At 68.7% G+C, this 22,592-nt stretch carries 15 protein-coding genes, 5 tRNA genes and 2 pseudogenes; 14 read left to right on the forward strand and 8 right to left on the reverse strand.

The window, feature by feature from the left end; all coding sequences use genetic code 11:
• Positions 1 to 145: 145 nt before the first annotated feature.
• Positions 146 to 220, reverse strand: a tRNA-Asp gene (locus AB0D04_RS37210).
• A 95-nt stretch (positions 221 to 315) separates the two neighbouring features.
• The gene (gene hrpA / locus AB0D04_RS37215; protein WP_362711843.1) at positions 316 to 4,320 is read right to left on the reverse strand and encodes an ATP-dependent RNA helicase HrpA; all 4,005 of its coding nucleotides are present in this window, start codon (positions 4,318 to 4,320) and stop codon (positions 316 to 318) included.
• A 126-nt stretch (positions 4,321 to 4,446) separates the two neighbouring features.
• Here hrpA and AB0D04_RS37220 point away from each other — a divergent pair.
• Together AB0D04_RS37220 and AB0D04_RS37225 are read left to right on the forward strand one after the other, a co-directional pair.
• Positions 4,447 to 5,465: pseudogene (locus AB0D04_RS37220) on the forward strand (ABC transporter permease).
• Positions 5,466 to 5,525: 60 nt separating this feature from the next.
• Positions 5,526 to 5,741: a hypothetical protein gene (locus tag AB0D04_RS37225; RefSeq protein ID WP_362711844.1), complete on the forward strand. Its 216-nt coding sequence runs from the start codon at positions 5,526 to 5,528 to the stop codon at positions 5,739 to 5,741.
• 65 nt (positions 5,742 to 5,806) lie between these two features.
• Here the strand turns inward: AB0D04_RS37225 and AB0D04_RS37230 are convergent.
• The 4 genes from AB0D04_RS37230 to AB0D04_RS37245 all read right to left on the reverse strand — a co-directional run bounded on the left by AB0D04_RS37230 (position 5,807) and on the right by AB0D04_RS37245 (position 7,678).
• Positions 5,807 to 5,880, reverse strand: a tRNA-Phe gene (locus AB0D04_RS37230).
• Positions 5,881 to 5,884: 4 nt separating this feature from the next.
• A tRNA-Asp gene (locus AB0D04_RS37235) sits at positions 5,885 to 5,959 on the reverse strand.
• A 48-nt stretch (positions 5,960 to 6,007) separates the two neighbouring features.
• A tRNA-Glu gene (locus AB0D04_RS37240) sits at positions 6,008 to 6,080 on the reverse strand.
• A gap of 95 nt (positions 6,081 to 6,175) precedes the next feature.
• A complete protein-coding gene (locus AB0D04_RS37245) occupies positions 6,176 to 7,678 on the reverse strand; it encodes a metallophosphoesterase (protein ID WP_362711857.1) in 1,503 nt (500 codons plus the stop codon).
• 188 nt (positions 7,679 to 7,866) lie between these two features.
• On the opposite strand from AB0D04_RS37245, the gene AB0D04_RS37250 reads away from it, so the two are divergent.
• From AB0D04_RS37250 to AB0D04_RS37265, 4 genes are all read left to right on the forward strand, one after another.
• Positions 7,867 to 8,217 (forward strand): metallopeptidase family protein, encoded by a 351-nt coding sequence (locus tag AB0D04_RS37250; protein ID WP_362711845.1) that lies wholly within the window; start codon positions 7,867 to 7,869, stop codon positions 8,215 to 8,217.
• Between the two features lie 205 nt (positions 8,218 to 8,422).
• Positions 8,423 to 8,974 carry a hypothetical protein gene (locus AB0D04_RS37255; protein WP_362711846.1) on the forward strand — a complete coding sequence of 184 codons (552 nt, stop codon included), beginning with the start codon at positions 8,423 to 8,425 and terminating at the stop codon, positions 8,972 to 8,974.
• A 238-nt stretch (positions 8,975 to 9,212) separates the two neighbouring features.
• Entirely contained in the window at positions 9,213 to 11,414 is a 2,202-nt protein-coding gene (locus AB0D04_RS37260; protein ID WP_362711847.1) for a DEAD/DEAH box helicase, read from the forward strand.
• A 299-nt stretch (positions 11,415 to 11,713) separates the two neighbouring features.
• Positions 11,714 to 11,786, forward strand: a tRNA-Lys gene (locus tag AB0D04_RS37265).
• A 33-nt stretch (positions 11,787 to 11,819) separates the two neighbouring features.
• On the opposite strand, the gene AB0D04_RS37270 is transcribed toward AB0D04_RS37265, so the two are convergent.
• Both AB0D04_RS37270 and AB0D04_RS37275 read right to left on the reverse strand, forming a co-directional pair.
• Positions 11,820 to 13,430 (reverse strand): site-specific integrase, encoded by a 1,611-nt coding sequence (locus AB0D04_RS37270; protein WP_362711848.1) that lies wholly within the window; start codon positions 13,428 to 13,430, stop codon positions 11,820 to 11,822.
• The gene (locus tag AB0D04_RS37275) at positions 13,427 to 14,122 is read right to left on the reverse strand and encodes a transcriptional regulator (protein ID WP_362711849.1); all 696 of its coding nucleotides are present in this window, start codon (positions 14,120 to 14,122) and stop codon (positions 13,427 to 13,429) included. Before AB0D04_RS37275 ends, AB0D04_RS37270 begins: the two co-directional genes overlap by 4 nt.
• Positions 14,123 to 14,332: 210 nt before the next feature.
• Between AB0D04_RS37275 and AB0D04_RS37280 the strand changes: the two genes are divergently transcribed.
• The 8 genes and pseudogenes from AB0D04_RS37280 to AB0D04_RS37315 all read left to right on the forward strand — a co-directional run bounded on the left by AB0D04_RS37280 (position 14,333) and on the right by AB0D04_RS37315 (position 21,804).
• Positions 14,333 to 14,911, forward strand: coding sequence for an HD domain-containing protein (locus tag AB0D04_RS37280; protein WP_362711850.1), 579 nt, complete (start codon positions 14,333 to 14,335; stop codon positions 14,909 to 14,911).
• A 130-nt stretch (positions 14,912 to 15,041) separates the two neighbouring features.
• A pseudogene (locus AB0D04_RS37285) lies at positions 15,042 to 15,547 on the forward strand (IS5 family transposase); the annotation flags it as partial.
• Positions 15,548 to 15,902: 355 nt separating this feature from the next.
• A complete protein-coding gene (locus AB0D04_RS37290) occupies positions 15,903 to 17,144 on the forward strand; it encodes a cytochrome P450 (RefSeq protein ID WP_362711851.1) in 1,242 nt (413 codons plus the stop codon).
• 1 nt (position 17,145) lies between these two features.
• Entirely contained in the window at positions 17,146 to 18,159 is a 1,014-nt protein-coding gene (locus tag AB0D04_RS37295; RefSeq protein WP_362711852.1) for an SDR family oxidoreductase, read from the forward strand.
• Positions 18,160 to 18,167: 8 nt separating this feature from the next.
• A complete protein-coding gene (locus AB0D04_RS37300; protein ID WP_362711853.1) occupies positions 18,168 to 19,409 on the forward strand; it encodes an aspartate aminotransferase family protein in 1,242 nt (413 codons plus the stop codon).
• A gap of 19 nt (positions 19,410 to 19,428) precedes the next feature.
• Positions 19,429 to 19,896: an SRPBCC family protein gene (locus AB0D04_RS37305; RefSeq protein ID WP_362711854.1), complete on the forward strand. Its 468-nt coding sequence runs from the start codon at positions 19,429 to 19,431 to the stop codon at positions 19,894 to 19,896.
• Between the two features lie 130 nt (positions 19,897 to 20,026).
• Positions 20,027 to 20,884 (forward strand): NAD(P)-binding domain-containing protein, encoded by an 858-nt coding sequence (locus tag AB0D04_RS37310; protein ID WP_362711855.1) that lies wholly within the window; start codon positions 20,027 to 20,029, stop codon positions 20,882 to 20,884.
• 374 nt (positions 20,885 to 21,258) lie between these two features.
• Positions 21,259 to 21,804: an EF-hand domain-containing protein gene (locus tag AB0D04_RS37315; protein WP_362711856.1), complete on the forward strand. Its 546-nt coding sequence runs from the start codon at positions 21,259 to 21,261 to the stop codon at positions 21,802 to 21,804.
• Positions 21,805 to 22,592 lie beyond the last annotated feature (788 nt).

The following is a 22,592-nucleotide window of genomic DNA, read 5'->3' on the forward strand; positions in this document are numbered from 1 at the left end:
GTCGTACACCTTCTGCGCATCGCGGATGTTGATGTCCGGGTCGGTCCACGGGGGGATGTGGGTCCGATGGCGGCCCCGCCGCGGGCGTGGCCGCGGCCGTACAGCAAACGGCCCGCACCGGGTGATGGTGCGGGCCGTAAAAATGCGGTCCTGACGGGATTTGAACCCGCGGCCTCCACCTTGACAGGGTGGCGAGCACTCCAAACTGCTCCACAGGACCTTGCGTTTGCCTCCCGCTTGCGGCGGGCTGCGAAGCAAGACTGTACAGCAGGTCAGGGGGTGCGGTCGAACTCGATACCGGTGGCTGCCCACCCGTCAGGGCGCGGCGGCATCCACGGCCTTCACGATGCGCTTGTCCGAGACCGGATACGCGGTCCCCAGCGCATGCGCGAAGTAGCTCACCCGCAGTTCTTCGATCATCCAGCGGATCTCCCGGGCCGCGGCCGGCACCGGGCGCCCCTTGGGGAACTGCTCCAGCAGCCAGGCGTATTCGTCCTGCATCTCCTTCACCTTCGCCATCCGGGTGCGGTCCCGTTCGGCGTTGGTGGGCAGCTGCTGGAGTCGGCGGTCGACGGCCACCAGATAGCGCATCAGATCCGGCAGCCGCTTGGCGCCGTGCGCCGTCACAAAGCCCGGCTTGACCAGCGCCGCCAGCTGCTCCTTCACGTCCGTCAGCGACGGCAGCAGCGAGGGGAACGTCGTGTCCTTCAGCCGGCGCTCGCACGCCTGCCAGGCGGCCAGTACTTCCTGGACCTGCTGGATGGTCTTCAGCGTGGCGTCCACCAGGTCCGTGCGCACCGCGTCGAACAGCTTGCGGAAGGACTCCTCGTCCCACGCCGGGCCGCCCCGCGCCGCGATCAGGCGGTCGGCCGCGGCCGTCACACAGTCCTCGAAGAGCGCAGGGATGGAGCCGTGCGGATTACGCGACAGCGCGAGCTTCTGCTGGTTGCTCAGCTTGTCCTGGGCGAACTTGGCGGGGTTGCTGGGGACGTTGAGCAGGATGAGGCGGCGGGTGCCGGCCCACATCGCCTGCAGCTGCTCGTCCTCGGTGTCGAAGAGCCGTACGGCGACGCTGCTGCCCTCGTCCACCAGCGCCGGGTACGCCTTGAGCGGCTGGCCCGCGCGCCGGGTCTCGAAGGTGCGCGGCAGCGCGCCGATCGTCCAGGACGTGAGCCCCGCGCGCTGCTCCGGACCCGCCGGTGCCGCGCCGTCGCCCTTGCGGTCCTTGGCGGGACGCTCGGCGGCCTGCTCGAAGGCCTTGGAGATGGCGGCCCGGGTCTTCGGCTTGAGCTTCAGCCGCAGCGCCTCCAGGTCCTTGTCCTCGGCGAGCTTGCGGCGCCGCTCGTCGATCACCCGGAAGGTGATCTTCAAGTGGTCGGGAATCCTGGCGGTGTCGAAGTCCGCGGCCTGAACCGGCACGCCCACCATCCGCTGCAGCCCGGCGGCCAGAGAGGTGGTGAGGGCGCCCTGCAGTGGCACCGTGGAGTCCAGGAAGCGGGCCGCGAAGTTCGGCGCCGGCACGTAGTTGCGGCGGATCGGCTTGGGCAGCGACCGGATCAGCTCCGTCACCAGCTGCTCGCGCAGCCCCGGGATCTGCCAGTCGAAGCCCTCGGAGGACACCTGGTTGAGGACCTGGAGGGGGATGTGGACGGTCACACCGTCCGCGTCCGCGCCCGGCTCGAACTGATACGTGACCGTGAACTTCAGCTTTCCCTGCCGCCAGGAATCGGGGTAATCGTCTTTGGTGACGGCCTCGGCGGACTCATTGATGAGCATCGAGTGCTCGAAGTTCAGCAGCTCCGGCTCTTCGCGGTGTTTCTTCTTCCACCAGGAGTCGAAGTGCGCGCCGGAGACGATGTCCTCCGGAATGCGCTGGTCGTAGAAGTCGAAGAGCGTCTCGTCATCGACGAGAATGTCGCGGCGCCGGGCGCGGTGCTCCAACTCCTCGACCTCGCCGAGCAGTTTGCGGTTGTCATGGAAGAACTGGTGGTGGGTACGCCAGTCGCCCTCCACCAGGGCATTGCGGATGAACAGATCGCGCGAGACCTCCGGGTCGATCCGCCCGTAGGTGACCTTGCGCTGTGCGACGAGCGGGACGCCGTAGAGCGTGACCCGCTCGTACGCCATCACCGCGGCCATCTTCTGTTCCCAGTGCGGCTCGCTGTAGGTGCGCTTGACCAGGTGCTGGGCGAGCGGCTCGACCCATTCGGGCTCGATCTTGGCGTTCACCCGCGCCCACAGCCGGGAGGTCTCCACCAGCTCCGCGGACATCACCCAGCGCGGCGGCTTCTTGAAGAGCGCGGAGCCGGGGAAGACGGCGAACTTGGCGCTGCGGGCGCCGAGATATTCGTTCTTGGCGTCCGTGTCCTTCAGTCCGATATGCGAAAGCAAACCGGAAAGCAGCGCGGTGTGAATATGGTCGGGGGCCGCATCCTCCTCGCTGAGATGGATGCCCATGGACTTGGCGACCGTACGCAGCTGCGAGTAGATGTCCTGCCACTCGCGTATCCGCAGATAGTTCAGGAACTCCGACCGGCACATCCGGCGGAAAGCGGACGAGGAAAGCGCCTTCTGCTGCTCGCGGACATAACGCCACAGGTTGAGGAACGCCAGGAAATCCGACGTCTCGTCCTTGAAACGGGCGTGCTGCTGATCGGCCTGCTGCTGCTTGTCCGAGGGCCGCTCCCGCGGGTCCTGGATGGACAGCGCCGCCGCGATGACCATGACCTCGCGGACGCAGCCGTTACGGTCCGCCTCCAGCACCATCCGTGCCAGCCGCGGGTCCACCGGCAGCTGGGACAGCCTGCGCCCGAGCGGGGTGAGCCGCTGCCCCTTCTGCCCCGGCTGCGGGGACTTCTGGTTCGTCTCGAGCGCGCCCAGCTCGCTCAGCAGGTCGATGCCGTCCTTGATGTTGCGGCGGTCCGGCGGATCGATGAACGGGAACTTCTCGATGTCGCCGAGGCCGGCCGCGGTCATCTGCAGAATGACGGAGGCCAGATTCGTCCGGAGAATCTCCGCGTCGGTGAATTCCGGCCGGGTGAGGAAATCGTCCTCGGAATACAGCCGGACGCAGATGCCGTCGCTCGTCCGGCCGCAGCGGCCCTTGCGCTGGTTGGCGCTGGCCTGCGAGACCGGCTCGATGGGCAGGCGCTGCACCTTGGTGCGGAAGCTGTAGCGGGAGATACGGGCCATGCCCGGGTCGATGACGTACCGGATGCCCGGGACGGTCAGCGAGGTCTCGGCGACGTTCGTGGCCAGCACGATGCGTCGCCCCGTATGCCGCTGGAAGACGCGGTGCTGCTCGGCGTGCGACAGCCGCGCATACAGCGGCAGCACCTCCGTCGACCGGAGGTTCTTCTTTGTCAGCGCGTCGGCGGTGTCGCGGATCTCCCGCTCGCCGGAGAGGAAGACCAGGATGTCGCCCGGCCCCTCCGCCTGCAGCTCGTCCACCGCATCGCAGATCGCGGTGATCTGGTCCCGGTCGCTGTCCTGGCCGCCCTCCTCGAGCAGCGGGCGGTAGCGCACCTCGACGGGATACGTACGCCCGGAGACCTCGACGATCGGAGCCTGGCCGAAGTGCCGCGAGAACCGCTCCGGGTCGATGGTCGCGGAGGTGATGACCACCTTGAGGTCCGGCCGCTTGGGCAGCAGCTGCGCCAGATACCCCAGGATGAAGTCGATGTTGAGGCTGCGCTCGTGCGCCTCGTCGATGATGATCGTGTCGTACTGGCGCAGCTCGCGGTCCGTCTGAATCTCGGCGAGCAGAATGCCGTCCGTCATCAGCTTGACGAGGGTGTCGCCGCCGACCTGATCGGTGAACCGGACCTTCCAGCCGACCGCCTCGCCCAGCGGCGTCTTCAGCTCCTCGGCCACCCGCTCGGCGACCGTACGGGCCGCGATCCGGCGCGGCTGGGTGTGCCCGATCAGGCCGCGGACACCCCGGCCCAGCTCCATACAGATCTTGGGAATCTGCGTCGTCTTGCCGGAGCCGGTCTCCCCGGCGACGATCACGACCTGGTGGTCACGTATCGCCGCGAGGATCTCGTCCTTCTTCTGGCTGACCGGCAGCTCCGGCGGATAGGTGACCTCCGGGACGGCCGCGCGCCGCTGGGCGACCCGCAGCTCCGCCTCGTCGAGGCCGGCCGAGATCTCGGCGAGCACGGCCGCACGGGCCTCGGGTTTACGGATCCGGCGCGCGCCGTCGAGCCGGCGCCCCAGCCGCTGCTGGTCGCGCAGCATCAGCTCGGGAAGACGCTCCAGCAAGGAGGGCAGGGCGGGAGCGGCGCCGTCGGGCGGGGCGGAGGCAGGCTGACTGGACATACGTCCCCCAGGATCTCACCTTGCCGAATCGCGTGGCGAACCATTTGCTGACGGACGCCGTATCCCCGGGTACGAGCGGATGATACATGCGGGTATGTCCGGTAATCGTGCCTTAGCGTGTTTCCCATGTCCGATCCGCGAGGCGACGCTGCGCCGCACGGTGCCCACGGACGGCCGCCGACCAGTGGCGAGAGGTGGGCAGCGGTCAAGAAATCGCCGTTCCTCCCCGCGCTGGTCCTGATCTTCATCCTCGCCGCGGCCGCCGGCCTCTTCGCCGGCTCGTACACCTATGCCATGGCCGATCCGACGCCCCGGCACATTCCGACGGCCGCGGTCGGCCTCCGGGACGCTCCCGAGGAGCGGACGTTCGCCGCGGGCATGCAGCGACCGCCGTCGAGGAGCAGCGGGAGTTCGCCGTCCTGCGGCCCCGCGGCCGGGCGGTGGAGCTGGACGTGGCCGGCGCGGCGGGCGCGTCGGTGGCCCAGCTCCTGGCCGAGACGGGCGCCAAGGTCGGCAAGGCGACCGGCGTGGACGTCCGCATCCGGGACATCAGGCCACTCCAGAAGGGTGATCCCCGCGGCCTCGCGCTCTTCTACATCTCACTGGCCGCCGTGATCATCGGCTTCGTCGGCGCCATCCAGCTCAGCGTGCACGCCCGCGCCCTCAACCCCGCCGAACGCATCGCCTGCACCCTCGTCTACGCCCTGCTCGGCGGCTTCACCATCGCCGCGGTGGTCGACTGGTGGCTGGGCGCGCTGCACCTGCCGTTTGTGCAGTCCTGGCTGATCCTGGCGCTGACGATGTTCACGTCGGGCATGGTCTTCTCGATGTTCAACACCCTGATGGGCCGCTGGGCGATGCTCCCCACCTGGGGCCTGATGGTCCTGCTCGGCAATCCTTCCTCGGGCGGCGCGGTCTCCTGGCCCCTGCTGCCCTCCGCCCTCGGCCACATCGGCCGCTGGCTGCCGCCCGGCGCCTCGGTCAACGCCCAGCACACCGCGGTCTACTTCGGTGGCCACCAGCACCTTTTCCCGTATCTGGTGCTGGCCGGCTGGGCGGTGCTGTCCGGCACGGTTTTCTGGGTGTGGCGGCACCGCCAGCCGGGTGGGCGGGAGACGGCACCGGCGCATGCGGCGGAGGCCTGATCGTTGCTGCCCGCGGCAATCCAGTGGAGCCCGGCCGCCCGCACGGGCCACGATGGCCGCATGAACGATGGATTACGACGGATGGCCGCGGGCGCCGTGCTGGCCGCCGGAATCGCCCTCCAATGCTGGCTCGCCTTCGGTGCGCCGCACGGCTGGATCGACACGATGGCGCTGCTGCGTGGCGCGCTGCACCTGATGGGCCTGGCGGCCATATACGGCGGGGCCCGGCTGATGTTCCGGAAACCGGGCGGCGGGAGCACCGGGGAAGCCGCCTAACAGATCTGACCCCGGACACGACGAAGGCCCCGGTTCCAAGAACCGGGGCCTTCTCCCAAAGGGTGTGGCTGGGGCCGGGGTCGAACCGGCGACCTATCGCTTTTCAGGCGATCGCTCGTACCAACTGAGCTACCCAGCCGCAGCGGTCCTGACGGGATTTGAACCCGCGGCCTCCACCTTGACAGGGTGGCGAGCACTCCAAACTGCTCCACAGGACCTTGCATTGCGCGAAAGCGGCCTGAACCAGTCTCGCACACGGTAATGCGTGCCCCCAACGGGATTCGAACCCGTGCTACCGCCTTGAAAGGGCGGCGTCCTGGGCCACTAGACGATGAGGGCTGGTGGCCACCTTGGCGTCGTTACCGGCGCCGTCGGGGACGTGAGAAGCATATGGGATGGGAGGACCGTTCGCCAAAACGGTTTACCGGGGCCGGTTACCGGGTGCCGCCGGAAGGGTTCCTGGTCGAGGGCGCGGAGGGGCCGGACAGGGGAGTCGGGCTCGGCGACGGGGTGGCGCCCGGCTGGTTCTCGCGGGGGAGATGGCGGCTGACCTCGGCGCGCGAGAGGCCCAGGCCGCCGAGCGTGATCTCGTCCCAGGCCTGGAGCCGTTTGGTCCGGCGGTCCAGATAGAGCACCGACGCCTGGACCGGCGCGGGTTTCGCGTTCTGTACGGCGCGCAGACCGCCGCCGCCCGTAGATCCCTGGACCATCAGCCGGGTGCCCTGGGGGAGCGTGGTGTGCTCGCGGTGATGGAGGTGTCCGGCCAGGGCCAGCGGGACCAGGCCGTCGGCCTCGGTGACGGCGGCGGGGTTGTGGGCCAGCGCGATGTCGACGGGTGCATGGGCCAGCCGCTGGGTGCGCAGCGAGTCGGCGAGCCGGCCGCCGGCCGTGCGCTCCGCCGGGTCGCCCGCCGCCACCACCGAGCGGTCCGGCGTGAACTGCGGATCGCCGACGCCCGCGATCCGCAGCCCGGCCACCCGGGTGACCTTGCCGTTGTCCAGGACGATGACGTGCTTGCGGCCGGTCAGGTATTTCTGCGTGGTGCGTGAGTCGTGGTTGCCGCGCACCCAGACGTAGGGGGCGCCGAGGGTGGAGACCGGGTCCAGGAAGTGGTTCTCGGCGGCGGAGCCGTGGTCCATGGTGTCGCCCGTATCGATGATCACGTTGATCCGGTACTGCGTGACCAGGGAGGCGATGATCCGCCAGCTGGAGGGGTTGAGGTGGATGTCGGAGACGTGCAGGACGCGGATGGTGGTGGGGTCCGGCTGGTAGGCGGGAAGCGTCGAGGCGGCGTCGTAGAGCTTGGTGACGTTGGTGACCAGACGCGCCAACTCCTCCTGGTAGACGTGGAATTCACTGACGATGTTGCGGGCGTTGCCGACCACGGACGGGGCCGAGGAGAGCAGTCCGGAGAACTTCGGCTCCAGGACCGACTTGGGGTTCCAGGTGGCGTACGCGGTGCCCGCGGAGGCGGCGAGCAGGGCGAGGGCGAGGCCGCCGGCGGCCAGGGCGCGGCGCGGGCGGCGGTGGACGGCCAGGCTCAGCCCGGCGGCGCCGCAGGTCACTGCAAGGCAGGAGTGGAAGGCGAGGCCGATGGCGCCGCGGGTGACGTCGTGGGTGACCTCGGCCTGCAGGCCGGCGAACCGTTCGGGGTGGTCGACCAGCGCCTGGGAACGGACCGGATCCAGCCGGTCGACGTCGACATCGAGCCGAAGCGGCGCGTAGTGGCTGTTCAGTTCCAGGTCGCCCAGGGGCGCGACATCGATCCGGGTGCCGCCGGTCAGCGAGGGCCGCAGCGTCATGCGTGTATCCATCGGGCCGACGGGGGTGTGGGCGGTGCCGAGGACGAGCAGTCCCAGCCAGGCGCCGAGGACGGTGACGGCCATCAGGCCGAGGGCGCGGGCGGCTGGGTGCCGCGGCCTGGTGACATCGGCCATCAAGGGCGTACGGCAGAGGGCGGCGGTCGGTGTCCGGGAGCGCGCTGCGCGGTCCATTGGCCCCGTATGCCCGGAAGCGGTGGTCATTAAGCGGGGAGTGGGCCGCTCCCCTTGAGGCGCCGGGAGGGCCGCGCCGGGAGTGTGTCCATGCGGCGTACGGGGGCGGAGATACGGGAGAGAATGGAGGTGTGCTGGAAATGACGCGCGAGGAGTTCGAGGAACTGGTCGCCGAGGCGCTGGACCGCATCCCGCCGGAGCTGACGCGGCTGATGGACAACGTGGCGGTCTTCGTCGAGGACGAGCCCCCGGCCGATGACCCCGAGCTGCTCGGGCTGTACGAGGGGACGCCGCTGACCGACCGCGGGGAGTGGTACGCGGGCGTGCTGCCGGACCGGATCACCATCTACCGGGGCCCGACGCTGCGGATGTGCGCCTCGCGCGAGGACGTGGTCGCCGAGACCGAAGTGACGGTCGTTCATGAGATCGCGCACCACTTCGGGATCGACGACGAGCGGCTGCACGCGCTGGGCTACGGCTGACCGGATCCGGCGCGCGGTGTGCGTGTCCTCGGGCGGGCGGCGGGAGTTGGGCAGGGAGTCCGTACCGCCGTCCCTGCGCTCCGGATCCGGAGGTCCCGCCGTGCGCCCGATCGCGTCAGGTCAGTCATTCCCCCGTTCTTCAGGCGACCCGTCCCCGTCGCCGTCCCCGGCCGGCCGCCCGCTGGCCCGTGTCACCGCCGCCGCGGTGACCGTCTCCGCCCTGGCCGCCTCGCTGGCCGGCTGCATGAGCGTCAGCGATCGCGAGCCGCCCAAGCCGTCGGGCAGCACCGCGCGGCACGGCGACGGAAAGGACGCCGACCCTCACCCCGGCGGGCTGACCGCGGACGGGCGGGGCGGCGGGCCGCACCGGCCGGTGCGCGGCGACGGGCGGCGGCCCGCGGACCGCGGGGCGGGCGATGCGGATCCGTCGGCGAGCGCGACGTCCACGGCGCCCTCCCGGACCGCACCGCCGCGGCCGGCGGAGCCGTCCGGCCCGGTGCCCAGCGAGAGCAGGGGCCACAGCCGCCCGCCCGCGGACGGGCCCGCCGACCCGACGCCGTCGAGCCCCGGCCAGCAGTCCTCCCCGCCGGCCTCGCCGACCCCCACCACGCCCACCGCCCAGCCCACCCAGCCGCCGAGCGGCCCCCCGCAGCCCAGCTCACAGGCCTCCGGTCAGTCGCCCTCCGCGCCGGTGTCCGAGTCGTCGGCCCGTCCGATGTATTCGCAGGTGGAGCCGGGTTTCTGGCCGGATGTCTGAGGGGCGCGTGAGGGGCGGGTACGGTGGTGGGGCGCCGGTTGACCGGAAGGGCATTTGCCTTCAGGGGGGCAGGGTGCGTATGGTGGTAGATCGTTTGATCCCATTTGCCCGGCGCCAGAACAGAAGCGCGCCGCGTGGCGCGTTCTCTCCCTTGCCGTGGCTGACCGCATAGAGGCGGTCGTGTGAAACACACGGAGTTTGGGCGCGTGCCGAGACTCCGGAAGGTTTCGCATTTCGCATGTCCATTTCCCCTGAGCAGTCCGTCATGCCCGCAGCCGACGAGCAGACGGCTCCCGAGGTGACCGCGCCGGTCGAGACGACCGACGCCGTCGAGGCCGTTGAGGCCGCCGAGCCCACCGAGCCCACCATCACCTTCGCCGACCTCGGACTGCCCGAGGGCGTCGTCCGCAAGCTCGCGCAGAACGGCGTCACCACCCCCTTCCCGATCCAGGCCGCGACCATCCCGGACGCCCTGGCCGGCAAGGACATCCTCGGCCGTGGCCGCACCGGCTCCGGCAAGACCCTCTCCTTCGGTCTGCCGGCCCTGGCGCGCCTCGCCGACGGCCGCACCGAGAAGAAGAAGCCCCGCGCGGTCATCCTGACCCCGACCCGCGAGCTGGCGATGCAGGTCGCCGACGCCCTCCAGCCGTACGGCGATGTCCTCGGTCTGAAGATCAAGGTCGTCTGCGGCGGTACGTCCATGGGCAACCAGATCTACGCCCTGGAGCGCGGCGTCGACATCCTCGTCGCCACCCCGGGCCGACTGCGCGACATCATCAACCGCGGCGCCTGCTCGCTGGAGAACGTCCAGGTCGCCGTCCTCGACGAGGCCGACCAGATGTCCGACCTGGGCTTCCTGCCCGAGGTCACCGAGCTCCTCGACCAGGTGCCCGAGGGCGGCCAGCGCATGCTCTTCTCCGCCACGATGGAGAACGAGATCGGCACCCTGGTCAAGCGTTACCTGACCAACCCGGTCAGCCACGAGGTCGACAGTGCCCAGGGCAACGTCTCGACCATGACCCACCACGTCCTGGTCGTGAAGCCGAAGGACAAGGCGCCGGTCACGGCCGCGATCGCCGCCCGCAAGGGCCGCACCATCATCTTCGTCCGCACCCAGCTGGGCGCCGACCGCATCGCCGAGCAGCTCGTGGACGCCGGCGTGAAGGCCGACGCGCTGCACGGCGGTATGACGCAGGGTGCCCGTACCCGCGTCCTCGCCGACTTCAAGGACGGCTACGTCAACGCGCTGGTCGCCACCGACGTCGCCGCCCGCGGTATCCACGTCGACGGCATCGACCTGGTCCTGAACGTCGACCCGGCCGGTGACCACAAGGACTACCTGCACCGCTCGGGCCGCACGGCGCGCGCGGGCCAGTCCGGCACCGTCGTCTCGCTCTCCCTGCCGCACCAGCGCCGCCAGATCTTCCGGCTGATGGAGGACGCGGGCGTGGACGCCTCGCGCCACATCGTCGGCGGCTCCGGCGCCTTCGACGAGGACGTCGCCAAGATCACCGGCGCCCGTTCGCTCACCGAGGTCCAGGCCGAGTCCGCCAACAACTCCGCCAAGCAGGCCGAGCGTGAGGTGACCGAGCTCACCCGTGAGCTGGAGCGGGTGCAGCGCCGCGCCACCGAGCTGCGCGAGGAGGCCGACCGGCTCACCGCCCGCGCCGCCCGTGAGCGTGGCGAGGACCCGGCCGAGGCGCTCGCCGCCGCTGCCGAGGCCGCCGAGGCCGCGGAGGCCGCCGAGGTCACCGTGCCGGCCCAGGCGACGCCGGACCGCTCGTACGAACGCCGTGACGACCGGGGGAACTTCGACCGTCGGGAGCGCCGGGACGACCGTTCCGGTGGCCGTTCCTTCGAGCGCCGTGACGACCGTCGTGACGACCGTTCCGGCGGCCGTTCCTTCGACCGTCGTGACGACCGTTCCGGTGGCGGCTTCAACCGCGACCGCGACCGTCGTGACGACCGTTCCGGTGGTGGCTTCAACCGTGACCGTCGTGACGACCGTTCCGGCGGCCGTACCTTCGAGCGCCGCGACGACCGTTCCGGTGGCGGCTTCAACCGCGACCGCGACCGTCGTGACGACCGTTCCGGTGGTGGCTTCAACCGTGACCGTCGTGACGACCGCTCCGGCGGCCGTACCTTCGAGCGCCGCGACGACCGTTCCGGTGGCGGCTTCCGCGCCGACCGTGGCGACCGGCCGAACCGCTCGTTCAACCGCGATGACCGCTCCGGCGGCCGTCCCTCCGGTGGCTACCGCTCCGGTGGCGACCGTCCGTTCAACCGTGACGACCGCTCCGGCGGCCGCCCGTCCACCGGCGGCTTCCGCTCCGGTGGCGACCGTCCCCACGGCCGCCGCGACGACCACCGCGGCTCGGGCACCGCGACCGGCTCCTTCGGCCGCCGCGAGGACAAGCCGCGCTGGAAGCGCAACGGCTGACAGCCGGTAGCCGACAGCTGATACCTGGCTCCACCGCAGGGCCCGTACGACACTCAAGTGCCGTGCGGGCCCTGCGCGTTGTGGGGGAGTGCGGCGTGTGGTGCAGCCGGGGTGTCGTACGGCCGGAGCGGGGCTTCGGCGTCGACCGCGGCCGTACGAGATGACCGGACCCCGCCGGCGTTCGCCGTGCCGCCCGCCCGGATCCGGCGCCCCGGCGAGGGGGCCGGAAGCCCTGTTGCGGGGCCCGATGGCTAATGGCTTCGGGCTGTGGCGCATCCTCGGGCTATGCTGCTCGGTGCGGGCCATTAGCTCAATTGGCAGAGCAGTGGACTTTTAATCCATTGGTTCAGGGTTCGAGCCCCTGATGGCCCACCGCAGAAGGTCGAGGAAGACCCCTCTGACCTGCTACGCAGCGTCCTCGTCGGCCTGGTCCGACCGGGGCGCTGCGGTGTTTTCCGGCTCGTGCGTGAGCGATGCGTGAGCGGGAGTACTGGACTCCGCCTCGGGTGCCGTCTGACGGGCCCTCGGAATGAGCTGTGCGGCCTTCTCGGCGATCTCCCGGTCGAGTTCGGGGAGCAGGCTCGTGTACGTGTCCGAGGTGAGCGCGATGGTGGAGTGCCGCAGCACCTCCTTCACCGTGTGGATGTCTCCGCCGCCTCCGTGGGTGAGGGTGGCCGCGACGTGGCGTAGATCACGGAGCTTGATCGGCGGGAGATCCGTGGCCGCGAGGATGCGCCGGAAGGTGTCGGAGACCGTCTCCGGGTGCAGCCATGAGCCGTCTGCCTGAGTGAAGACCTTGCCCGTGTCTTTCCAGGCCGTCCCCCACGCCCGGCGTTCCTCGTCCTGCCGGGCTTTGTGCGCCCGGAGGACAGCGATGTTCAGGCTGTCGAGCGCGATGGTGTTCGCGCTGCCGTCGGTCTTCGGCTCGGACTCGTACGTCGCCCAGCCGTCGACCACGATCTCCTTGGCGGGAGTGATCAGTCCCGCGTCGAGATCGACGTCCGACCAGCCCTGCCCGACGCCCTCGCCGCGTCGCAGCCCACGCGTCCCGACGAGATGGAAGAACGCATACAGCCGGTCGCCCTCGGCGGCGTCGAGGAAGGCGCCGAACTGCGCTGGGGTCCACACCATGACCGGACCTGGTATCTCACCCGTCTCGCGCCACCGTCGGACCCGCTCGTCCGTCCACAGCAGGGGCTTCGGGCGCTTGCCGGATTCGAGTTCGACGTGGGCCGCCGGATTGAACGTGATGAGCTGCTGCGCGATGGCCGCATTGAGCGCGGCGCGCAGAGTGCGTCGGATGGCCTGCCGGGTGGCCGGACCGGCCGTCTTCCGGAACGGCGGCATCGCGGCCAGCTTCTCCCGCTCCTGGGCCAGCCGCGCCCGCTCGGCGGCTACGGGCCGCCCCGGCTTGCTCGGCTTGCAGCGGGCCATCTGCGCGCGGCGGGCCTCGTTCTCGGCCTCGATCGCCTCGTTCTGGAGGGCAAGGGCGTCGAACATCTCCACCAGGTGGCCAACGTTGAGGCGGTCGAGGCGTATGTGGCCGATGCGCGGCTTGAGATGGACCCGGATATGCGAGGCGTAGCCATTGAGGGTCGTCTTGCGGCGCTTCTTCGACGCGAACCAGGAGTCGACCCACTCCCCGACGGTCAGGCTGCCCCGTAGGGCCAGACCCGCCCGCAGCCGGCGGCGGGTCTCCTCGGTATCGGGCAGTGGCGCCTTCTCGTCGGCGACCTCCTCCAGCATGGTGACGAGGCGTGCCGTGCTGTCCGGGTCGTCGGTGTCGGCGAGGGCGAGCAGGGCGCGTATGTGGTCCAGGTCGGCCTGGGCGGCCTTGAGGGACTCGTAGCCGGCGCGGCTGAAGGAGCGGCGGGTGCCGTCCTCGTGGGGCGGGAGTTCCTGGCGTATGGAGTAGGAGCCGTGCTTGCGGCTGGTGAGCTTGGGGCAGTTCTTGCCGAGCGGTTTGCCGGTCTTGGGGTCGCGGCAGTAGCAGCGGCGGTGGGTGGAGCCCTTCAAAAGTCGTCCTCCTCGGTGGGGTTGGTGTCGATGTCGGTGCTGGGTGGGTCGATGTCGCCGAGTTCGGGTGGCAGGTAGGGGAGAAGTCCGCGGTCGCGGCGGATGAAGGAGCGGGCCACGCGGAGGCGCTGTTTGGCCGCGTCGATTCGCTCGATGCAGGCGGCCTGATCGCGGAGGGCCTCTGCCCGCTCTGCGGCGTTGCGTGCCGTCTCGACTGCGTATTGCGCGTATCTCTCGCTGGCCATCGCGGAGCCGGCCTCGCTGAGGGCCTCGATGTGCTCGCGCTGGTAGCGGAGCATGTCGTGGTCGGCGAGATAGCCGCTGTCCTGAGCGGTGAACCAGCGCATGGCCTCCCACGGGGGAATCCGATCCTCGAAAGGAAGCCTCTGGACTTCAGCGACAAACCCGATCGGGTAGATCAGGCAGATCGGGTTCGTGCGCAGTGCCTGGGCTAGGACCATGACGTCGACCAGGGGCAGGGTGGCGCGGCGGCCGGATTCCATGTTCGCGATGACGTTGCGGGGGATCGGGTGACCGAGGTCGGCGCAGGCGTCTGCCAGGTCCTGGGCGCTCATGCGTAGCTCCTTTCGGCGTCGTCGGACTTCGGCGGCCACGGTCGCCATCACGTGGTCGGTCCACTCGGGGACGTCGTCCTCGTTGTCGTATCCAGCATCGGAATCGCGTTGTGTCATGAGGACACATTAGCTTCGCCATCCTGGTTTTTGGACGCTGCTTACGGCTCACACCTGGCTGCCGCAGGCGTCACCCGACGTCGCTCGGGCGCTCTCCGAACGCGTGGCTCGGATACTCGACCACGGCTTGATCTCCCCACGATCCCGGCGCGAACTCGGCGCTGTGCATTACGTTCTACGCGATCACCAGCACTGACACCGGAGGGCACCATGGCGGACGAGACGACCAACGCACGGGGCACGGCTGGGTACCTCCTGGAGATGGGGATGCTCAAGCGGGCCAAGCGGTCCGGCTGGTGGATCGCCGGAGTCAAGGATCCGGAGAGCATCGCCGAGCACTCGTTCCGGGTGGGCATCATCGGCGCGGTGCTGGCCATGATGGAAGGCGCCGACCCGGCGAAGGTCGCCCTGATGTGTCTGTTCCACGACACTCAGGAGACCCGCGTCGGCGATATCCCGCACATCGGGCGGCGCTACCTGGAAGCAGCCTCGAATGAGAAGGTCACCGCCGACCAGGTCTCAGCTGCTCACCCCGCTGTGGCTGCCGGAGTTCAGCGTGTCGTCGACGAGTACGAGAACGGCGACTCCATGGAGGTCGTCGTAGCCCACGACGCGGACAAGCTGGAATGCCTGGTACAGGCCGTTGAATACCGCGAACAGGGGTGCAGCATCGTTCAGAACTGGATCGACACCAGCCTGGCCAGCCTCAAGACCGCCTCGGCGCAGGCTCTCGCAGAAGCCGCGCTGAACATGTCGTCGATCGAATGGCAGCAGACCTACCTTCGGTGACCGATCCGCGCTCTGTCTCGGCCCGCGCCCCACGGTGCGGGCCGTTTGCCGCGGCAGCGGCCTGATCCGCTACCTCTTCAGCCTGGGCTGTCTACGGGGCCTAAGGCGTGTCCGACGGATCGCGTGACGGCCCGCCGACCACCGGCCGGACGAGGCGATCGGCCGCTCACGCGGCGTGCTCACCACCAAGGTTCACCTGGCGAGTGACGGCCGCTGCCGTCCGCTGGCCGTCCTGTTCATCCCCGGGCAGTGGGGTGACGCCCCGCAGATGATCCCGGTCCTGGACCGTATCCATGTCCCGCGGCTGGCCGGCGGGCATCCGAGGACGCGGCCGGACCACGTCTGCGGCGACAAAGCGTATGGTTCCCGCCGCAACCGCCGTTACCTGCGGCGACGGCAGATCCGGCACACGATCCCCGAGCGCCGGGACCAGTGGGCCAACTGCCAATGCCGTGGAAGCCGCGGCGGCCGACCCACCAGCTTCGATCGGGCCTGTTATGTGCGCAGGAAGAGGTCGAGCGAACCATCAACGCGCTCAAGAGTTTTCGCGCCGTGGCGGCCCGGTACGAGAAGAGGGCCTATGTTTTTCATGGCAGCGTGTTGGTCGCCGCGATCCGGCTGTGGCTTCGGTCCTGACTCCAATCAGTCGATTCCAAGATCCATCAGACACGCCTTAACTTTCCATCGTGTCTTGTTACGAGGAGATTGATGGACCTACCGTGCTCGCGGTGCCGGCCGACGCGCCCCCGAATGCGCACTGCGTCTGAATCACCTGAAAGACCAGCGCCTTGGGCTGACCGTGCGCCCTCGAAATATCGGGCGGCCCTGAATTAAGTCTTACCGACGAAAAGAGATGATTCTCGGATATGGGTAATCAGAAGATCACTCGTCCAAGTCGCTGCCGTCGCGAATTAAAGTGCGCGTGCTCTGAACTGGAATAATTGGGGGGTACTATCCCCTACGTTGTGATGTCTGTTGTGCAGGGAGTGTCATGCAGATGATTGCTAGCCAGGCGACTGACGAGGGCGCGGCACGGTTGGTCGACGGGCTCGTGGAGTCCCTGTTCTTCACTCCCGAGGGGCATGAGAGCCCGTATCCACTCACGGCCAGGATTCGCGAACTGGCTCCTGTTCATTACGTTTCGGCGCTGAATATGTACACGGTCAGTTCTTATGACGGATGTGTACGCTCCTATGGCCGGGATATGCGCTTGGGGACTTTGGAGGAGCACGACAAGGAGCAGCCTGGTTGGCGCGACCATCCGGGGCTGCACATGTTCTTTCGGTCCATGCTTATGAGTAATCCGCCTGAGCACACTCGGCTGCGGCAAGCCGTTGTTCCGTTCTTCACCGGTCGGCGCGTTGCTGAGCTGAGTGCCACGGTCGAGGGTGTTGTGGATCGGGCGCTGGATGCGTTGGCGGATGCGGGATCGGACGGCAGCGCCGTCAACTTCCAGGACTTTGTGGGATTTGCTATTCCTTCGGCGGTTGCGGGACGTCTCATGGGGGTGGCGGAGGAGGACCGTGCCAGATTCCAGTGGATCGCTGAGGCGACGAGCAGCCTCACAGACCCTGTTCTGAGTCCGGAGGTCCTGGCCAAGGGAGACGAAGCGGTTTTGGAGGCGATCGAATACTTTCGGCGGGTTATCGATGACCGTCGTGCGCACCCCGTGCAGGACATCCCCTCGATGCTGGTGGAGACAGGGGACCTGAGGGACGACGAACTCGCTGAGCTCCTGGTGTTGATGTACGCGGCCAGCTACGAGACAACCGCGTGTCTGCTGGGCAGCGGGGTGGCAGCGCTCCTCACACATCCGCAGGAGAACCTCAAGCTCCAGCAGGACCCCGGCCTCGCCGCGAACGCGGTGGAGGAGATGCTCCGCTGGGAAGCGCCCGCGCAACTCGCGTACCGGTACACGACCGTGGACACGGAGGTCGCCGGTACGGTGGTCCCGCAGGGTGTCGGCATGATCTTGCTGCAGGGCGCAGCCAACCGTGACCCGCTGCGGTTCGCGGACCCGGACCGTTTCGATATTTCGCGCCAGGATGTCAGGCACGTCGCTTTCGGCGGCGGCATCCACCTGTGCCTGGGTGCGCACCTCGCGCGCTTGGAGGCCCGCCTGTTGTTCGAGCGGCTGCCGCAGCGGTTTCCGCGCCTGGCGCAGGCCGGGGAAGTGCAGGTCCGCAAGGCGGTCGACATCCGCGGGCCGCTGATTCTCCCTGTGACGGTGTGACGTGACCGAGACCGTGCTCCTCACCGGCGCGTCCGGGGCTGTCGGTCAGGGGCTCCTGCCGGACCTGCGCCGACGCCACCATGTCATCGCGCTGACCCACTCCATGCCTGTCGCCGGCGTGGAGAACATCGTCGGGGAACTCGCGGAGGACCGCTTCGGCCTGGACGCCGGAGCCTATCGGGCACTGGCCAGGCGGGTGGATACCGTCCTGCACTGCGCTGCTGTCACCCGGTTCGACGCCGATCCGCAGACCCTCCACAGGGTGAATGTGGCCGGCACGCGGCGCGTGGCACAGTTCGCGGCAGACGCCGGCAGCCGCCTGTTCTTCATGAGCAGCGCGTTCACCGCGCGGGCCCACCTCGCGGGCGGTAAGGGCCATGGTGCTCCGGCCAATCAGTACGTGCTGAGCAAGGTCGCTGCCGAGGAGGCGCTGGCGGAGAGCGGCGTGCCCGTAGTGGTGCTGCGGCCGTCGATTCTCATCGGGGACTCCCGTACGGGGAGGATGTCGCAGACTCAGGGAATCCATGTGCTGATGAGCTCGGCCGTGAAGCGCCGGATTGCCATGATTCCCGCGCACGACGAGGCCCCCATCGACTTCATCGCCCAGGACGTACTCGCTCGGGCGACCGTGGCGCTGATGGACTCCGGCAGGACTACCGGGGAGTTCTGGCTGACTGCTGGTGAGGAGTGCATGTCGCTGCGGCAGGTGACTGACCTGTGCCTGAAGTACAGCGCAGGAAGTGCCGTGAACCGGGTTGGGCCCCGTCTGATCCCTCAGCAGACGGTGGAGCGCCTCATCCGGCCGGCATTCGCCGATTCCCTCAGTGCCCGGGAGCTTCGCGGACTGGACCGGTTGCAGTTGCTCATGTCCGTCCTCGACGTGGATACCCCTCTGCCCTCAAGTTTCGGGTCCACGCCGGAACTGCCCGCGCTCGGTGCGGCGCACTTCCTCGCGGCCCTCGAGACAACGGTTGCCCACCTCGCCGCCCCCCGCCGACGGTCCGCAGCACGGTGACGGCGCCCGTGCTGGATCTCGGCGACCGCAACCAGGTACTGGCGGTCTACCGCAGCCACCTCAGCAAGGGCCGTGCGTCACTGGTCCAGCTGCTCGGAGCGCCCCTGGAGGTCTCCTCCAGGGGCACACGGGTCATGGACTCACAGGGAATCGACTACCTCAGCTGCGGCGGCTACGGGGTATTCCTGCTCGGACACTGCCACCCGGCCGTTACCGAGGCCGTGGTCCGGCAGGTCAGACGGCACCCGCTGGCGACCAGGCTGCTCCTTGAACCGTCGGCGGCGGGGGCCGCGCAGGCCCTGGCACGGGTGGCGCCGCCCGGTCTCGACCGGGCGCACTTCGTCAACTCCGGTGCAGAGGCGGTGGAAGCCGCGCTCAAACTTGCCCGCGCGCACGGCAGACGCACGGTGATCACCACCTCGGGCGGCTACCACGGCAAGACCCTGGGAGCACTGAGCATCACCGCGAACCCGCTGTACCAGGGGCCGTTCGAGCCCCTGCTGCCCGGCGTGTACGAGGTCCCCTACGGCGACTCCAGGGCGCTGGAAGCCGTGCTGGACGAGCACCCCGAGTCCTGCGTGGTCCTGGAGCCCGTCCAGGGCGAGTCCGGCGTCGTCATCCCGCCCCCGGGCTACCTGCGCGAAGTCCGGGAACTCAGTTCCCGCTACGGAGCCTTCATGATCCTCGACGAGGTGCAGACCGGACTCGGCCGCACCGGGCGCTGGTGGGCGGCACAGCGTGAGGACGTCGTCCCGGACATGCTCCTGATCGGAAAGGGCCTGTCGGGCGGGGTCGTCCCGGTTGCTGCGCTCGCCACGACTACGGAACTGTACAAGCCCTTCAGCAGTGACCCCTATCTCCACACGTCGACCTTCGGCGGCTCGCCCCTCGCGATGGCCGCCGCGCAGGCCACCATCGAGGTCATCGAGTCCGAAGGGCTCGTCGAGCGGGCCCGCGACCTGGGTGCCGATCTTCTTGGGAAACTCCGGTCGATCACGGCCCGTTGCCCGGGCAACGCCGTCACCGAGATCCGTGGGGCCGGGCTGCTGATCGGTATCGAGTTCCGCGACTCGGGCAGTGCAGCGGAGTTCCTGCTGAACATGATCGAGCAACGGGTCCTGGCGAATCACTCCCTCAACTCGCAACGAGTCGTACGCCTGACACCTCCGGCGATCCTCTCGCACGACGACGTCAGCTGGCTTCTCGACGCCTTCGAGAAAGCAGTGCACTCCACCACCGATCGCATCTGATCAGCGAAGGAAGCACCCAGTGCCATCCGCCACCATCCGCGCCACTCTCCCTGATGCCGGCCCCGACGCCACCTTGGAGACACTCCGGGACTTCGCGTCCTTCCCCGACCACACCACTGTCGTCCACGAAGTGCAGGTCGTCGAAGACGCCCTCGGCACCTTCTCCAGCTGGAACGTCGAATTCCGCGGTGGACTGCTGCTCTGGACTCAGCGCGACAGCATCGACTGGGCCAGCCGCACCGTCTCCTTCGAGCAGACCGAAGGAGACTTCGAACAGTTCAACGGGTCATGGCAGGTGCACCCCGAGGGAGACGCCACCGGCATCGAGTTCACCGCGCACTTCGACTTCGGTATGCCGAGCCTGAGCGCCGTCATCGACCCCTTGGCGCAGGTCGCGCTCCGCGACGCCATCCACTCGGTCCTCCGCGGCATGTTCGGCGACTCGTTGATCCTGCACGAGCTCTCCCCGGTCCCGGCCGGCCTGTAGCCACCTGCCCCCCGAACCGTGGCATCCGGGCCCACCACGCAACTCCCGCCGTCAACTCAACGGCCGACGGAACGTCGGCGCGAGGCGGCCGGACCATTTCCCACCCTCCCACCACGTAAGGACCACACTCATGGCTGACGTCACCGTCATCGGAACCGGATACATGGGGACCGCCCTCGCCAAGGCAATGATCACGTACGGACTCAAAGTCAACGTATGGAACCGCACACGGTCGAAAATCGCGGAGTTCGTGGACAGCGGCCACGCCGTCGACAGTCTCGACGAGGCCGTCCGCTCCGCCCCCGTCCTCATCCTCGGCCTGCCCGACTACCCCACGACCCAACAGGTCCTCTCCACGGTGACGGACTCCCTTGACGCAACCGTGCTCGTACAGACTGCCGCCGGCACCCCGGACGAGGCCCGCGGACTACAGCAGTGGATCGCCGAGAAGAACCCCGACGCCCGCTACCTGGAGTGCGGAATCCTGTGCTACCCCCGCCACATCGGAACGGAGATGAGCGCCGCCATGTGGTCAGGTGCCCCACAGGATCGGGCCGCCGTCGAGGAGATCGCCAAGGCGTGGGGGAACAACCACGACTATCTCGGCCCCGACATCGCCGCCGCGAACGCCTACGAGGCATCGCTGCTCGCTCTGTACTACGGAACGGTGCGAGGAGCCATCGAGGCCGTCTGCATGGCCAGGGCCGAGTCACTGCCCATGGCAGCCTTCAGCCAGGCAGCGATCCGCAGCATCCCGACCCTCGCGGACACCCTCGAACGGGCACTGACCAGCGCGGCCACCGGGAACTACAGCACCAACGACTCGACGCTCGGCACCCACCTGGCCGCCATCGAAGGAGTCACCCGCTCTGCCCAGGCAGCGGGCCTGTCCGACCCCGTCACCACCCCGCTGGCCGAGTACCTTCAGCGGCGCATCGCCAAGGGCCACACAGACGACGACATGATGTCCGTCGTGGAGGAGCTCTGACGTGACGTTCCCCCTGTGCCACTGGGCCATCGGAGAGGCTTCTACGCGGTCCGCGCCGTCCGTGCCGGCTATATAGGCCGGGGTCGCGTCATGAGGTTGGTCGCCGAGCTCAAGCAACATCGCTGACGGCGAGGAAGGATCGACAAGCTCATCCTCCCGAGCTGCGTTCGGCGGTTGCGAACGTGTACTCGCCCGCTGCGGGGAGCATCCTGCAGCGGGTTGCATTCCGGCCCCGATCGAATCAACTGGCATTGCGGGTACTCATGTTACTAATCCCTCGTTTGGGTGCAGTTGCCCACGGATCAGCAAAAAACTAGGCACTCAGATGGATGATTTGGAGTGTCCCAATGCTTTCGCACAGTGCAGGAGTGCCCATGACGAGTGATCTGCGCACCCGCAAATTCGACCGCTTCTTCAACCTGCTCGACACCGACGGCAACGGCTTCATCGAGGCGCAGGACTGGCCGAGGGCGGCCGAGGAACTCGCGCGCGGCTTCGGCCACGCTGAGGGGTCCCCGCGGGCGATCGCCCTCCACGAGACCTACGAACAGGTTCACCAGAACATCTGCTCGTCCATGGACGCCGACGGCGACGGACGGGTCAGCCGGCAGGAGTTCCACGACGGGCTGCACCGCCACGTCGCTGACCCCGCACTCCTGGACCGCACCTTCCGACCCGCGCTCGACGCGGAGTTCGACACCGCCGACACCGACGGAGACGGCCTGCTCGACGGCGCCGATCTCCAGCGCGTCTGGGACCTCTGGGGCATGACCGCAGAAGACGCGAAGACCGCGATGAAGCACATGGACCGCGACGGAGACGGCCGCATCTCCCGGGATGAGTACTACGCCACCTGGCGGGAGTACCTGGTCAGCGAGGACCCCGACGCGCCCGGAAGCTGGATGCTCGGACAGCTGTGACAACCGAGCCCGACTCTCGTCTGGAGGACAGCCGCTGTGGATAGCAGCTTCTGACCCGCCTCAGGCGCTCGCTGCGCAGCTTCCCAGACCAGCCCCCACGCCACAGCCGTACAAGAACGCGCACGAGCCGTCTCCCGCCCCTTGCGGGCGTACCGATAGGAACGGCAGCCCAGCATCAGAACTTCCACACCTTGGCCAGCAGACCGAGAAACGCGGGCCTATGGAGTGATCTGCTGGGCAGCTTCCCGTTCGGGCCGTTTCCTGCGCCATGGCCGAGACGGGGTCTGCCCGCGCCAATGCCCACGGTCACCTGCGCCGCGTACGCGACGTCACTCGCTTGCTCCACGGGCGTCTGGCACTCGTAGGCGTCTACCTTGCCGACCAAAGCCTTGCGGCAGCCACTACCAGCTTGGTAATCGCGGTTCGAATTGCCAGCTCACCCGTCCGCCATGCGTGAGCGATGCGTGAGCGGACGGCGTGGCAGAGGTCGTCCGGCGCTGGACCAGGCGTCAGGGAAGTCGTCCCTGACCAGGCGAAACCGGACCGCGGTGGACCAAGCAGCAACGTCGATCATGAACCCGCCGGGACTTTTAATCCATTGGTTCAGGGTTCGAGCCCCTGATGGCCCACCGGTTGAGCACTGGTTCTGACGCCCTGTGGGGCGGTGGCCAGTGGACTGGGCCCCGGTACGCGACGCGATTCGCTGTCCACCATGACGCCACCCACGACCCCCGGCATCCCCGCCGCCCAGGCAGACCTCCTCCGCCGCTGCTACGAGATTTTCGACA

The organism is Streptomyces sp. NPDC048483 (genome assembly GCF_040651455.1).
Classification (GTDB): domain Bacteria; phylum Actinomycetota; class Actinomycetes; order Streptomycetales; family Streptomycetaceae; genus Streptomyces.

Excerpts from the sequence above, each read along its gene's own strand:
- hrpA (WP_362711843.1), bottom strand. The coding sequence starts at position 4,320 with ATGTCCAGTCAGCCTGCCTCCGCCCCGCCCGACGGCGCCGCTCCCGCC.
- AB0D04_RS37225 (WP_362711844.1), top strand. The coding sequence starts at position 5,526 with ATGAACGATGGATTACGACGGATGGCCGCGGGCGCCGTGCTGGCCGCC.
- AB0D04_RS37245 (WP_362711857.1), bottom strand. The coding sequence starts at position 7,678 with ATGGCCGATGTCACCAGGCCGCGGCACCCAGCCGCCCGCGCCCTCGGC.
- AB0D04_RS37260 (WP_362711847.1), top strand. The coding sequence starts at position 9,213 with ATGTCCATTTCCCCTGAGCAGTCCGTCATGCCCGCAGCCGACGAGCAG.
- AB0D04_RS37275 (WP_362711849.1), bottom strand. The coding sequence starts at position 14,122 with ATGACACAACGCGATTCCGATGCTGGATACGACAACGAGGACGACGTC.
- AB0D04_RS37280 (WP_362711850.1), top strand. The coding sequence starts at position 14,333 with ATGGCGGACGAGACGACCAACGCACGGGGCACGGCTGGGTACCTCCTG.
- AB0D04_RS37290 (WP_362711851.1), top strand. The coding sequence starts at position 15,903 with ATGCAGATGATTGCTAGCCAGGCGACTGACGAGGGCGCGGCACGGTTG.
- AB0D04_RS37310 (WP_362711855.1), top strand. The coding sequence starts at position 20,027 with ATGGCTGACGTCACCGTCATCGGAACCGGATACATGGGGACCGCCCTC.
- AB0D04_RS37315 (WP_362711856.1), top strand. The coding sequence starts at position 21,259 with ATGACGAGTGATCTGCGCACCCGCAAATTCGACCGCTTCTTCAACCTG.